Here is a 14,281-nt window from a genome sequence, read left to right on the forward strand (position 1 = left end):
TTTTCTGATTTTTTGAGGCCGGTTTGAATTGGGTCGCCTGCCCTAGTAGCGTGGCTGCCTTAATTCGCTGGGTTAAATTACATGGCTGTTATCGCCACCAAATCGTTAGGCAGCAAGGGGCTTAAGCCCCTTGTCACCACGACTGACTCCGCAACTTGACCCAACGAATTTAAGGCTGTCGTGCGACTAAGCCGGGAAGATCCGCAGGCGGCGGTTGGGTTCCTCGCCAAAGCTGGTGGAGGTGAGTTTGTAATGCTCGATTAGCTCGTGCTGCATTTTGCGCACATGGGCCGATCGCGGCAACAACTCCACCGGTTGCCCCTTGGGAATCACGATGTTTTCCACCGCCAGCCGCGCTTCTTCGAGGGCTTCCAGCTCGTCATCGCTGGCATTGTCCGCAAACAACCGCAGATCCACCGGTTCCACTTCGCCGCCCTCGTCGTCCAGCTTCAGAATCCGGCGCAGGGTGCGGGCAATGTGGGCCGTGCTGTTGGACTTCAGGATATAGATCGGCAGTTGGCGGGTTTTAGCCAGGTGGCGCAACTTGGTGTGATTTTTCAAGTGGGTGCGCAGGGCTAGCACCGCATCGGCCGTGTCCAGCTCCTTGGTCAAAACCACTGGCAAATTCAGCAACCGAATCGCCTGCTCCAACTGGTGGCGGCTGACGGCGTAGGGGTAGACGTAGAGATAGCCGTTTTGCTTCAGGTCGTCGGTTTCATCGATCGCCCGGGGGCTGTAGTCGGTGCGATCGAGCAGTTGGGCGAATTCCTCGTGGGGCGTGGCGGCTCCCAGGGGTACGACGGCCCGGCGACTGGGCGGCACTGGGGTCATTTGCCCGCTCGATCGCCAGCCGCGATCCCCCTTGCTGGGGCCGCCGTTGCGGCCCGCTGGGGCCAGGGAGCGATCAGTGCCCGCCGTCTCGGCTTCCGGCAGCTCGTGGGTAATCGTCACCTGGCCCGTGTCGCTGATGGTGCGCACCTGCCGCTCGGGAATCCGCCCGCGCAACAGGGAATCCACCGTGGTGGCCACATCCTCATGCACCACCCAGCGGCTGCGTTCCTGCATTTCCACCGCCACCTCAAAGGTCGGCGGGGCCTTGCGTTCCAGGACGGTTTTTTGGGAGCCGCGCCGCCGGGCCTCTTCGTCGCCCAAGGTGACGGATTGAATCCCGCCGACCAAATCCGAGAGAGTTGGGTTTTTGATCAAGTTCGCCAACTGGTTACCGTGGGCCGTGCCCACCAGTTGCACGCCACGCTCGGCGATCGTCCGAGCTGCCAAGGCTTCTAGCTCCGTGCCGATTTCGTCGATCACGATCACCTGCGGCATGTGGTTTTCCACCGCTTCGATCATCACCTTGTGTTGCAATTCCGGTTCGGCCACCTGCATTCGTCGGGCCCGCCCGATCGCCGGGTGCGGCACATCCCCATCGCCCGCAATTTCGTTGGAGGTGTCGATGATCACCACCCGCTTCTGGAGTTCATCGGCTAGCACGCGGGCAATTTCCCGCAGGGCCGTGGTTTTGCCCACGCCGGGCCGCCCCAACATCAAAATCGACTTGCCACTTTCCACCAGGTCGCGAATCGTGGCGATCGTTCCGAACACGGCCCGCCCCACGCGACAGGTGAGGCCAATCACGTCGCCCCGGCGGTTGCGGATGGCGCTGATCCGGTGCAGGGTCTGTTCGATGCCGGCGCGGTTGTCGCCGCCAAAATGCCCAACCCGAGCGGTGGCATAGTCCAAATCGTCGCGGGTGACGGGTTTGTCGCTGAGGCTTTCGGTGCGGGCACCGGGGAACCGGGCCTCGGGCAACCGCCCAAAGTCCATCACCACCTCCACCAACTGATTCAAATCCGTATGATTTTCTAAAACTTTCCGCAGGTGAGGCGGCAAAATACCCAGAAGTTGGCTCAGGTCATCGGTGCTGCGAGTGCGACCCAGATCGATCGCTTCGCTACCCACAGCCGGTGCGCCAGCGGAATCAGCCATTGCTGCCAAGTCAGTTCCTTCCTTAACTTGTTGGGCGGTTTGCAAAGTCACGGGACGATCGCCAGTATCGGGAAACATCACCATAAGAGCTAATTAACAGCAAGAGGGCGCGGCAAGTTGGACTCGGAGCAAAGCAACGCTACAAACCTAGCCACAGGCTAAGGCGGCAGCGCTGCCAGCGGAATCGGAGCATGGGGAGCTTTGAGCGGAGCGAACAACGGTTGCGCCAAGGTCAGCGCCTCGGTCAGTAATTCCGGTTGGGTTTCGATCGGCACGGCTTGGCCCGCTGCCAGTTCCAGGGCCTCTAGCCGATCGGTCACGGGTTTCAGGTGCGATCGGGCATAGCTGCCATAGGCCACGCCGGCCAGGCGATCGGGCCCCAACAGATCTAAATCTCGGAGTTTGGGCACGGTGCGATCGTTCGTGCCCCCGGCCAACTGCACAAAACCGGGTAAGCCCAATTGCAAAACCTTCTGGCCCAGGGAGATCGCCGCGCGCGTGGCCCCTGCGCCAATGTCGCCACTCATGGGCCGCCCGTCCGTTTGCCAAATCAGGGCGCAACCGGCCGCTCGCAAGCCGGGTGCCATCAAGTCGTAGAGCGATCGCAAGTAATCTGCCAAATTTGGGCCATCGGGACAACTGACCGCCACCAACTGCAACCGATCGAGGTGGAGTTCCACCGATCGCCACAGCCGCGCAAAATCATCATAGCGACCCGGAACCGTGTGGATCTCGATCGCCTCCACGCCCAAGGGCAACACCACCGAGGCGATCGCGCTGGGGGTGGACACATACGATCGGGCCCCAATCAAATCCAGCGGGCAAATATGCAAACAGCGGCCACAGCCGTAGCAAAGGCTTTCGGTTACGCCGCCCAGGTCGATCGCCCCCGTTGGACAAACCCGCTCGCAGGGCCGAGAACAATCACTAGGGCACTGAGTTGGGTTAAACTGGGCTTTGCGAAAGTGGGGGTCTTCACCATCGTTCAGGCTAACCATTAGCCAGGGCGATCGACCCGATCGAGACTGGGCAACCTCCAAGCCCGATCGTGCTGCCGCAATCACCGCCGGATCAGCAGCCACATCCACACAGTCAGCCCCCGCTAGCCCATAGACCAGGGCCAGAGTCCGGATGGCCGGCAAATGCTGGAAACTCGCGCCACAAATCAGCTTGAACCAGCACCCCGACTGCAATGAAACCAGCGGCGAAGGAAAAACACTCACCCTTCCATGCTACGCCCCCCCTGCCAACTTTGCGATCGCTCGATATCCCCCGCCTAGAGCATCTCATTCGCCAGCTCTAGCACCCACTGCGTCCAAGCTTCCAGGTGCTGGCCCTCCTACGAGCGCAATTCATGGTCAGTAGAGAGGTCTTCCAGCAGCGCGATTACTTCGAGAAGACTAGCGAGATTGTCTTTGCATGCGACCAACTTCGCGCAGTACAATCAGACCGATGTCGGCGTGGTCGGCAAAATGCCGCTAGGCGGTTCGGAAGTGTTGGCATCCGGAGGATCACTGTGATCGCGCCGATTTCCACAGAACCCAGGCAAAATATCGCACCACCACTCAGCCATCAACACCAAGGTTGTTTTGATGGCTGAGAATCGTGTAGGGTCGTGGGATAAATCTTAAGAATTGGAATAGTTCTGGTAAAACGCTTCCCATAGTGAGGTTCAGGCGTATGAGTGACTCGCGGTCTGTTATCTTGAAACCTGTCTCTAGGGATCCATCAGTCCTGCCGAGTTTTCAGGACATTTTCTACATCTTTTTTGGTCCTTCAGTCAGCAATAGAAAGACTGAAAACTCGATTTGTGTGCACACGGACTCCTGGCAGCCCGATCTGTTGCAGTTCTCTGAGCTGGTTTCAAAGTTCAACCCTTCTGATAGATATTTGATCTCCTATCTGGAAGCTGGGACTACACCTCTTCCCAGAAGCGTTAGTGGCTTAGGCCTAAAGTCCATTGCGTTAATTGGTGATACCCACCACTTACATCGTCCAATATCCACCCTGATCGATTATCTGGAGGGCGAAGCCTACGATCATATTTTCTTTTTTGGTCAGCCTGCTCATCACTGCCTGTTCGCATGGAGTGGTATCAAGAATCTCTCGGGGAACTGGCCGAAAAACATCATCCACCCTTCTATTCAATCCAATCATCCTAAGCGGCAATCGGTTTCTTTTTTCGGTAATGCAAGCAGTCCCTATCATCCGCGCAGGAGAAAAATTTTCTGCGCTTTGAAGGCAGCTTTGGCAGAAAAAAATATCCCATTTGATGTCTATCCGCACATGGCTGAGCAAGAGTGGGTAGACCGTATGTCTCAAAGTTTAATCACGGTGGTTTCCAGCTTAAATGCACAGCCGACACCACAAGTTTTTAACGCGATCGCTTCAGGAACTTTTTGTCTTGTAGACCGCCTATCTGTTGGTAGTAACATCTACGACTACTTTGAGCCAGGCTTGCATTTTGATGTTTATGATTCCATAGATCATCTTCTTAAACTAATTAACTTTTATATATCCCATCCCATCCAAACTCAAAAACTTTCTGAGCTGGGTCAAATTCAAGCCATGCGCTTTTTCTTGCCACCTTCAGAACAGAATGATGAAATATCTATACTGGCAAAAGCGACTGCTCAAAAGAAAATGCAAGAAAGCAGTTCTAACATTTCTAAACTCTTTTCCGGTGACTGTGCTTCGTGCTCTTTCTTGGATTTAGTCTCTATCTATGAATTTATACAAGAAATACACCGATTGAGTGAAACTGCTTGTGTCATAATCTATGCCAACGATGCTTCATGGGTAAAGCTCGCTTTAGCGATGATCACATCCTTGCCTCGTATAGAGTTAATTTTGTACTCTAGTAGTATTGCTCTTGCAGATCTTTATTCATTGTCAATTAATCGCTCTAGGATTAGTCGAGTCGGCAATTTGCAGTCTCCGCCAATGCATGTAAACTCTCTTGGTGATGTGATTGATTGCGAAATGAAAAGAGTTCGCAAAAACGAGGCAAGATCTCCAACTTTTCTAATTTGTCCTCACAAGAGCCTGACAACCCCCGACTTCAAAAGACTTGATGAGTTCATGGACACCTCCTCTTTAAGTTACTTTATGCTGATTGAAAAATTCGACTCTTCATTCTTCAAAAATAAATCCCACGGCGAAGAATCGATGAATTTTCTGAGTATGTCTGTAAGCCAAGTATTTAATCATTTGCACAATCTTGATCATCAGATGTGGGAAAAATATACTGTATTGAATGAAGAGCTACAAGGCAATCCACTTTTCAATAATGAACCTAAAAATTGTCAATTATGGGTTCACAAAAAATTTCTATGACGCACAATAACTTTGATCATTTTAGCCTATCTGTAATGTTGCGATCTTAGTGTTGGTTTGTCCTGTCATGTCAGTATCCTAGAAAGCTGTGTCTTAGAAAAGTTATGAACGCAATGAAGTGTGTGATTCTAGCAGGTGGACTGGGTACCCGGATTAGCGAAGAAACCTACCTAAAGCCGAAGCCAATGGTCGAGATTGGTGGAAAGCCAATTCTTTGGCACATTATGAAAATCTACTCAATCCACGGCATCAATAACTTCATCATCTGCTGCGGCTATAAAGGATACGTAATTAAAGAATATTTTGCTAACTACTTCCTACATACCTCTGATGTGACTTTTGATATAGCTAAAAATATGATGGAAGTCCACGAGCGTTATTCCGAACCATGGCGAGTGACGCTAGTAGACACTGGAGAAAACACGTTGACCGGTGGGCGACTGAAACGAGTTGCCAATTACTTGCAGAATGATACTGAATTTTGCTTCACTTACGGAGATGGGGTTGCAGACATTGATGTCACTGCTTGTGTTGCCTTTCATCGGCAACATGGCAAGCTGGCTACGGTTACGGCAGTGCAGCCCCCTGGGCGCTATGGAGCACTAGAACGTGAAGGCGATCAAGTAAGGGGTTTTCTAGAAAAACCTAAGGGTGACGGAGGGCGCATCAATGGTGGATTTTTTGTTTTATCCCCTCAAGTAATCAATTATATTCAGGGGGATTTCACCAGTTGGGAAGGGGAACCGCTTGCCTCTCTGGCTGCGGAAGGTCAACTGCAAGCGTTTGATCACCATGGTTTTTGGTTGCCAATGGATACTCTGCGAGATAAGGTCTATCTGGAGCAGCTTTGGGACTCGGGCGAAGCGCCCTGGAAAGTTTGGCCATGAATCCTAGTCCTGCTATTTGGCAAGAACAATCGGTCTTGGTGACGGGACACACAGGCTTCAAGGGAGCTTGGCTATGCCTGTGGCTTCATCAGTTAGGTGCAAGGGTTTCTGGCTTGGCACTTGACCCACCAACTAACCCGAGCCTTTACCAATCAGCGGGTGTCGAGGGTCTCCTTGAAGTGGACTTGAGGGCTGACATTCGGGATCTTGGTGCGACTGAAGCGGCAATTTGTCAAATCCGACCGACTGTAATTTTTCACCTGGCTGCTCAGCCTCTTGTGAATTATGGTTATGAGTACCCAGTTGAGACCTATGCGGTGAACGTAATGGGCACAGTCCATGTGCTAGAGGCAGCTCGCAAGGCAGGCTCAGTTCGGGCGGTTGTGGTCGTGACAACGGACAAATGCTACGAGAATCATGAGTGGGTTTATCCTTACCGTGAAACAGATCCATTGGGGGGCTTCGATCCCTACAGCAACAGCAAGGCTTGTGCTGAGCTGGTGGTGTCGGCCTATCGCTCCAGTTTTTTGCAGTTTGAAGGGATTGCAGTGGCAACGGCTCGGGCAGGAAATGTGATCGGTGGTGGCGACTGGGCGATGGGACGGCTGATTCCCGATTGTGTTCGGGCGTTCCAGTCCGGTAAAGCGCTGAGGCTACGTTATCCGCAGGCGGTGCGACCCTGGCAGCATATCTTGGAGCCGCTCTCGGGCTATTTGCTCCTAGCGGAACGACTACTAGGGGACGAGGCAGCTGAGTTCTGCGAGGCTTGGAATTTTGGCCCAAGTGTGGCAGACTCGCGAGCAGTGGGAGAGGTGGCGCGCTTGGCGGCTGAAGCTTGGGGAGGAACTGTAGAGATTATGGATGTTGCCCCGGTGCATCATGAGGCTGGTTTGCTGCAATTGGATTCAAGTAAGACGCGATCGCGTTTGTCCTGGCAACCTAGGTGGTCGGTAGAGCAGGCAATTCGATGTTTGATCGAGTGGTATCAGGCGGCAGAACAGCAAGTTGCCATGCAAAATCTGAGTCTTGAGATGATTGATCGCTATGTTCAATCACAACGGGAAGAGGTAGTGAGATGAGTGATCGCTTCCGCGTGCAGTCCTTGCCCCTTCCAGGATTGATGCTTCTAGAGCGTCATCCCCTTTGTGACGAGCGAGGATTTCTGGAGCGGTTGTTCTGTCGAGATACGTTCCATCAATTTGGAATCGAGTGCGATATTCGACAGATGAACCACACACTAACACGGCGACAAGGGACTGTGCGAGGAATGCACTATCAGGTTCCTCCTTACACTGAGACAAAAATTGTTACCTGCTTACGGGGTGAGGTCTTTGACGTAGTCGTGGATTTGAGACCTGAATCTCCGACCTTTTTACAGTGGCACGGCGAGTACCTAAGTCAGGACAATGCTATGATGATGGTCATACCAGAAGGCTTCGCACACGGATTTCAATCAACACTAGACAATGTTGAGCTGCTATACCTTCACTCTAAGGATTATCATCAATGTTCGGAACGTGGAATTTCCCCCCTAGACCCAAGGCTATGCATTGACTGGCCTACTGCAATATCATGTATGTCCGAGAGAGACAAAGCACTGCCTTTTATTGATTTCTAGTTGATTTACGAGAACATCAGCATGTTGGCGGAAACTGAATCGGTAGTTCTAGCAGACTGAAGCATCCTGCCAGCATTCAAGCGTATTCAAAAGTGATTACACCAAATCAAGGAATTGAGGCGACAAAACAATGACAACCAACATCATTCTCAATCAACCATTCACAGACTCAGAGAGAAGAAAAAAAATACATCTAGGCGATATCTTTGTACTTTCTCAATTGAATTCAATTACTGATTTGTGTGAATATGCTTTTGCGCTTGCATGTGAACAGTTTAACACAGACCAACCGCAAAACGCATTCAATACACTGCCTGTCGAAGAATTCGCAAGGCATGTAGAAAGGCTCAAAAATGTATTCACAAACAGCAGACGATCCAAAGAGCTTATAAGGAGCTTTTTGGAGGAGACGGGCTGTGTTCCTTCAAGTTACTATTTCGATGTGCCCCGAATTCGTGTCGTTCCCAATTATGATTACTTGCATTCTGGAGTCAGCTACTCATATGCGCCCCACAGGGACACATGGTACAGTAGCCCAACCTACCAGATCAACCACTGGGTTCCCATTCTGCCAATAACACCAGATACAGCCATGTCCATATGGCCAGATTACTTTTCAAGGCCAGTAGAGAATAGCTCGTCTCTCCACGACATTGAGTACTGGGACAAGGTGGAGCGGAAGAGGGCTGTTCAAAACATAGGCTCAGAATCCCGAAGGCATCCGCTGCCACTGGAGGATATTAATTCAAGCTCTGAAATTAGGATTGCGGGTAAGCCAGGGGACATCATCATATTTTCTGCGTCTCATCTCCACGGCACTGTTCCCAATCTTACCCAGACAGCACGGATGAGCATTGATTTCAGAACCATTGCGAAGGGGGATATAGGAGTTGACACTCCTCCAAATGTTGACAGCAGGGCAGGAGGGATGGGCGGTCATTACTACCTCAGCCAATTGTTCGACGCAAGCACGCTAGATCCCTATAACCCCACTAATAATCGTTAGTTGGCGATCATTGGTGAACTCTAGGGTGGCTTTCTACTCAACCTAAAACTCAAAACCTCGTAACAGCACACGGTCAAGATGACAAAGCGAAATATCACAGAACAAGAAAGAGCTTATTATGAGGAGAGGGCAAGGCTTATTGCATCTTGTGAGTCTGATTATGTTGCAGATGCACCATTTCTCTTTGCAACTCGAATACAAGTAGCGCAAATGCTTTCTCGCGTTGATCTATTCAGGATGATAGCGACAATCCCAGGAGCAATCGTGGAGTGTGGCGTACACCGTGGTAGCTCTCTGATGCTTTACCTACAAATGTCAATCATCCTGGAGCCCTACGCCATCAACCGCTCTTTAGTAGGTTTTGACACCTTTGAAGGATTTCGCAGTATCTCGGATAAAGACCCTGGCGATATAAGTGAATCGATGTTCGCTGATACAAATTACGAGCTACTCCAGAGTATTATATCACTAAACGACTTGATTCGTCCAGTTAGTAAAGTGCCGCGCTGTGAAATCATCCGAGGTGACATTGTTAATACCGTTCCCAAGTATGTTAGTGAAAAACCAGATCTTGTGGTAGCCATGTTGATTCTGGACACAGATCTCTATGAACCCACAAAGGTCGCTTTGGAGCAGTTTCTACCTTGTATGCCAAAGGGGGGGGTGGTGGTTCTTGATGAGGTCTGCTACCGCAATTTTGCTGGAGAGACCATCGCGCTCAAAGAGCTTTTGGACATCAACGAAATCTCTCTAGTTCGGTTACCATTTGACTCATGCACTGGATACTTCAGGCTTGGTTATTAGCCTGGCTATGGAAGGTCTACAATCTGGATATCTTGATAGATGAAGTGTCGTCATTGCCAAGCGGAACCTCTCTTGACCTTGATTGATTTAGGATCCGCGCCTCTATCAAACGCCTACTTGACCGAAGCAAATCTGAATGAGCCTGAAAGGTGGTATCCACTTCGCGTCTTGGTCTGTAATCACTGTTGGTTAGTGCAGACAGAAGACTATACAGGGCGAGATGATCTGTTTGGCAAAGACTATGCCTACTTTAGTTCGGTTTCGAGTAGCTGGCTTGCTCATGCCAATCAGTATGTGAAATCAGTGGTTACTCGCTTTGAGCTAAGTGCAAGTAGCTTGGTCGTTGAGCTAGCGGCTAACGATGGATATCTCTTGCAGTATGTCCAAGATCGGGGGATTCCCTGTTACGGTGTGGAGCCTACGACAAGTACGGCGGGAGCGGCACGGGCAAAGGGGATAGATATTGTTGAAGCTTTTTTTGGGGTGGACTTGGCGGTTCGATTAGCAGAAGAGCGGGGACAGGCGGATCTGGTGGTTGCAAATAATGTCTTGGCGCATGTGCCGGATATTAATGATTTTGTATTGGGGGTTTCTAAGTTATTGAAACCTAGTGGGGTTGCTACCTTTGAGTTTCCCCATCTCCTCAATCTCATTGATCAATGTCAGTTCGACACCATCTACCATGAGCATTATTCCTATTTATCTTTAACAGCGGTTCATCGGATTTTTGCGGCCAGTGGCTTGGAAATTTTGGATGTTGAGGAAATTCCAACTCATGGCGGAAGCTTACGGGTGTTTGCCCAACGTCAGGATTTCAAGCCCTATGCGACTTCATCTAATGTTGATGCTTTGCTCCAAAGGGAGTTGAATCAGGGTTTATTAACCGTTGCCTATTACGCTGGTTTTCAGGAAAAAGTGAATCGTGTTAAGGATGATTTTCTCACTTTTTTGCTGAAGGCAAAGGAAGAGGGTAAGGTTGTGGCAGCCTATGGGGCGGCGGCCAAGGGAAACACATTACTGAATTATGCGGGCATCAGACCTGACCTGATCTCATTTGTGGTTGATCGCAGCCCAGGGAAGCAAGGTAAGCTTATGCCGGGTAGCCGCATCCCAATTGTCGGCGAGGATTTTCTGAAGCAAGTAATGCCAGATTGTATTTGTATTCTACCGTGGAATCTTAAGGATGAAATTACTGCCCAGCTTGACTACATCAAGGGATGGGGTGGGTCTTTCGTTTTAGCAATTCCTGAATTGTCAGTGATAGACGCATGAAAATTGCAGTTACAGGAGCAACAGGTTTTATTGGGAAGTATGTTCTTGCTGAACTATCCCGCTATCCTGTCGAGGTGATTGCTCTCGTTCGAGATATTAGCACTGCCCAACTGACTGATTTTTCTGGAAAAGTGATCCAGTGTGATTTAGCTCAGTTTTCAAGTCAAATCTTTGAGGAAATAGATCATCCTGATTCTCTAATTCATCTTGCTTGGAGTGGTTTGCCGAATTACAAATCTCTTCATCATTTTGAAGAGGAGTTGCCAAGACAGTATGCTTTCCTAAGCACATTAATTCGTTCTGGTCTACCATCCCTTGTTATTGCTGGAACTTGTTTTGAGTATGGTATGATTTGTGGCGAGCTATCAGAGATAATGCTGCCCCAGCCATCCAATCCGTATGGACATGCGAAGAATACACTTCGTTGTCATCTTGAGTACTTGCAAACCGAAGTTCCATTCTCGCTGGCTTGGGCACGACTGTTCTACCTATATGGTGAAGGACAGTCTCCAAAATCGCTTTTCTCTCAACTTCGAGAATCTGTTAATCAGCATAAGACGACTTTTGGCATGTCGGAAGGAGAGCAGCTCCGAGACTATCTCCATGTTAGTCAAGTCGCTCAATCTTTAGTCAAGCTGGCAATGTCTGCAGACAATCCTGGAATTATCAACGTTTGCTCAGGCAAGCCTGTTTCTGTTCGCCGTTTGGTTGAACAGTGGATTAAAGAGAATGGATGGAATATTCAGTTAAATCTTGGCTATTATCCATACCCTAACTATGAGCCTATCGCGTTTTGGGGAGATGCCCGAAAGTTAGAAAACATCCAAGATAACCAGAAGAGACGATCACAAAAGGCAGGAGCGAAGTCCAGAACTAGAAGCAGTTGAACTTTTCTTGAACAAACTCACTCCAAATGATTCCACCACCTTTGATGATTATGAATTTTCTGAAGAAGGCAAAGGCCATACCGCACAAAAAGCGATATTAGATGGCAACTTTGCCCTTTTGAGAGGAACGAAGATGCTGGCACTTTCAACAGGGCAGGGTTTGCTTCTCAAGATCTCCATACCATACATTTAGCTTTGTGCGTGACAGCCTCCACCAACTCAGTAGAAAGAATTTTACTTTTTTAAAGTTGACATGGATAAATCAGAGCAGTTTTCTGAAGAAGTTGTAAACCGAGTTGCTAGAAACTCAAGGAATAAGGATCTCATCTACACCTCCAGGGGATTCATGCTCGCTTCAACCGAGCCGAAATATTCCTACAACTTCACATGGCTCGGACGACCTGTTATTCAGTACCCACAAGACATTGTGGCGGTGCAAGAGCTAATTTGGTCTATTCAACCTGATTTAATCATTGAGACTGGAATTGCCCATGGTGGCTCACTGATTTTCTCCGCTTCAATGCTAGAGCTAAATGCTGCTTGCGGTGGGCCTCAAGATGCTGAAGTCCTAGGACTTGATATTGACATTCGTGAGCATAATCGGGAAGCTATTGAAAGTCATCCCATGTTCAAGCGAATTTCGATGATTCAAGGATCTAGTATCGATTCTCAGGTCGTTGATTTAGTTCACCAAAAGGCTACTAGCAAAGAACGTATACTAGTGTGCTTGGACAGTAATCACACCCACGATCATGTCCTTGCCGAGCTAGAAGCTTACGCCCCCCTCGTAACTCCTGGCAGCTACTGCGTTGTGTTTGACACCATTATCGAAGATCTTCCTGGAGACATGTTCCCCGATCGTCCTTGGGGCCCTGGAAATAACCCAAAAACCGCCGTTTGGGAATACATCAAAACCCACCCTGAATTTGAAATTGATCAGTCTGTTCAGGATAAACTCCTCATTACTGTTGCTCCAGACGGCTATCTAAAACGACTTTGCTAGACTCCATAACATTCTCATTGGAAATTAGAGCTGTGATGAAAACTTATCCAACCAGTGTGATTAATCAGCAACTACAGGAGAAGTTGACAATCATTATCCCGACTCACGAACGACATTTCCATTTAAGACGAATTTTGGATCATTTCGTTAAATTATCGTGCCCAATAATTGTTGCAGACTCGTCAAGTTCAAATCTTAGTGATTCTTTTGTCTTTTCTTCTAATGTCACTTATCTCCATTTACCTTCACTAGGCTTGTTTCAAAAACTTTTGTACTGTATTCATCTAGTTGAAACCCCATACTTGATGTTTCATGCCGATGATGACTTTGTCCTCCTCTCTTCACTACCACTATGTGTAAGCTTTCTGGAAATTAATCAAGACTATAGCTGCGTTCAAGGTCATTGTCTTGGGTTTCTTGAAAAATCTGAAAATGTTTATCAATGGTCTCCTATCCTGTATGAAACCTTGATATACAAGAATTTAAGCGATGATCCAACTGTTAGATTGAAATATACATTTCTCTTCCACTGCCCACTTGCATACGCTGTGACCAGATCAGATGTTATGCGCATAATTGCAGATAGTATAAGTCGGTGCGTTCATAATTCAATCAATGCTTTTGCGGAAGAATGGCTTCTCCAATTCGGCTATTCTTTATATGGAAAGAATAAATTTCTGCCAATTCTCTATATGTTGAGGCAACAGAAAGAGTCATCATACAAGGAGCCGAAACAGCAGACAATTGATGAGATTCGCAAGAAAGCACCATTTCCTATTTGGTATCAGACTGCGATACAAATAGATTCAGCAACAGAGCTTTTTACTGACTATACATCATGGGTAAATGCTATGGTGTTAATGTTAAAAAGAAGCAGTGTGACTGAAATTGATCATCAAAAAATCATTCAAGAGTGCGCCAAAAATCTAATCAATTTCTATCGAATGCACTATATGAGGTGCTCTGAACAAGATTGGATGGATTATCTCAGTATTTGGGGTAATTGCCATACACAGCTTTCCCATCTTGAAGGTGTTTGTCAAAATGAGTCTGGACTTCTTAATATTTTAAACAGTCACGTTGATCGACGGTTTCAAAGAATAGATAGCGGTGTACTGCCAACTGAGTTTGCAAAGATAATTGAAACTTTGAAAAAACATCGTAATTGCAGTCTCCATCTATGAATTGGCTACCAGCCATTCTTAAAACTACTGATCCATCTCTTGGTAATAAACATGGCTATACCCAGAAGTCTTGAATCTCGGTGCAGAACTTTACCAAATTCGAGTTAACACAAACTCGAATTTGTATTAATGAGAATAGAGGCAAGAGTAAAACAAGTTTAGCATCACTAACACTAACTCACGACTTGGTATCCAGCGTCAAGATTTTGAAAATTCAACACTTCTGGGCTATACCTGAATCTAAGCTTGTCCTGGTATTGTAATATTTTGTGTCTGAAATAAAGTGTGAATTGAAATA

General features: G+C 48.4%; 13 protein-coding genes. 11 read left to right on the plus strand and 2 right to left on the minus strand.

The window, feature by feature from the left end:
* Window positions 1-186 precede the first annotated feature (186 nt).
* Window positions 187-1,986 carry a R3H domain-containing nucleic acid-binding protein gene (locus AMR42_RS16005; protein WP_099534743.1) on the minus strand — a complete coding sequence of 600 codons (1,800 nt, stop codon included), beginning with the start codon at window positions 1,984-1,986 and terminating at the stop codon, window positions 187-189.
* A 158-nt stretch (window positions 1,987-2,144) separates the two neighbouring features.
* Entirely contained in the window at window positions 2,145-3,209 is a 1,065-nt protein-coding gene (gene ldpA, locus AMR42_RS16010) for a circadian clock protein LdpA (RefSeq protein WP_099534652.1), read from the minus strand.
* A 457-nt stretch (window positions 3,210-3,666) separates the two neighbouring features.
* Here ldpA and AMR42_RS16015 point away from each other — a divergent pair, with 457 nt between their 5' ends.
* From AMR42_RS16015 to AMR42_RS16060, 11 genes are all read left to right on the plus strand, one after another.
* On the plus strand, window positions 3,667-5,322 hold the full coding sequence (locus AMR42_RS16015; RefSeq protein ID WP_099534653.1) for a glycosyltransferase: 1,656 nt from the start codon (window positions 3,667-3,669) through the stop codon (window positions 5,320-5,322).
* A 113-nt stretch (window positions 5,323-5,435) separates the two neighbouring features.
* Complete coding sequence (gene rfbF, locus AMR42_RS16020; protein WP_099534744.1) at window positions 5,436-6,209, plus strand: glucose-1-phosphate cytidylyltransferase; 774 nt, start codon at window positions 5,436-5,438, stop codon at window positions 6,207-6,209.
* A complete protein-coding gene (rfbG, locus tag AMR42_RS16025) occupies window positions 6,206-7,288 on the plus strand; it encodes a CDP-glucose 4,6-dehydratase (protein WP_099534654.1) in 1,083 nt (360 codons plus the stop codon). Before rfbF ends, rfbG begins: the two co-directional genes overlap by 4 nt.
* Window positions 7,285-7,827, plus strand: coding sequence for a dTDP-4-dehydrorhamnose 3,5-epimerase family protein (locus tag AMR42_RS21675; protein ID WP_099534655.1), 543 nt, complete (start codon window positions 7,285-7,287; stop codon window positions 7,825-7,827). The genes rfbG and AMR42_RS21675 overlap by 4 nt, the downstream gene beginning before the upstream one ends.
* Before the next feature lie 130 nt (window positions 7,828-7,957).
* A complete protein-coding gene (locus tag AMR42_RS16035) occupies window positions 7,958-8,833 on the plus strand; it encodes a hypothetical protein (protein WP_099534656.1) in 876 nt (291 codons plus the stop codon).
* Between the two features lie 78 nt (window positions 8,834-8,911).
* Window positions 8,912-9,637, plus strand: a complete 726-nt coding sequence (locus AMR42_RS16040) for a TylF/MycF/NovP-related O-methyltransferase (RefSeq protein WP_099534657.1) — start codon at window positions 8,912-8,914, stop codon at window positions 9,635-9,637.
* A gap of 39 nt (window positions 9,638-9,676) precedes the next feature.
* Window positions 9,677-10,909, plus strand: a complete 1,233-nt coding sequence (locus AMR42_RS16045; RefSeq protein WP_099534658.1) for a class I SAM-dependent methyltransferase — start codon at window positions 9,677-9,679, stop codon at window positions 10,907-10,909.
* Window positions 10,906-11,796, plus strand: coding sequence for an NAD(P)-dependent oxidoreductase (locus AMR42_RS16050; RefSeq protein WP_099534659.1), 891 nt, complete (start codon window positions 10,906-10,908; stop codon window positions 11,794-11,796). The genes AMR42_RS16045 and AMR42_RS16050 overlap by 4 nt, the downstream gene beginning before the upstream one ends.
* 7 nt (window positions 11,797-11,803) lie before the next feature.
* Complete coding sequence (locus AMR42_RS20040; protein WP_143473138.1) at window positions 11,804-11,989, plus strand: hypothetical protein; 186 nt, start codon at window positions 11,804-11,806, stop codon at window positions 11,987-11,989.
* A 153-nt stretch (window positions 11,990-12,142) separates the two neighbouring features.
* On the plus strand, window positions 12,143-12,799 hold the full coding sequence (locus AMR42_RS16055) for a cephalosporin hydroxylase family protein (protein ID WP_368670749.1): 657 nt from the start codon (window positions 12,143-12,145) through the stop codon (window positions 12,797-12,799).
* 35 nt (window positions 12,800-12,834) lie between these two features.
* Window positions 12,835-13,983 carry a TIGR00180 family glycosyltransferase gene (locus AMR42_RS16060; RefSeq protein ID WP_099534661.1) on the plus strand — a complete coding sequence of 383 codons (1,149 nt, stop codon included), beginning with the start codon at window positions 12,835-12,837 and terminating at the stop codon, window positions 13,981-13,983.
* Window positions 13,984-14,281 lie beyond the last annotated feature (298 nt).

Origin of the sequence: Limnothrix sp. PR1529 (assembly GCF_002742025.1) — a bacterium.
Classification (GTDB): domain Bacteria; phylum Cyanobacteriota; class Cyanobacteriia; order CACIAM-69d; family CACIAM-69d; genus CACIAM-69d.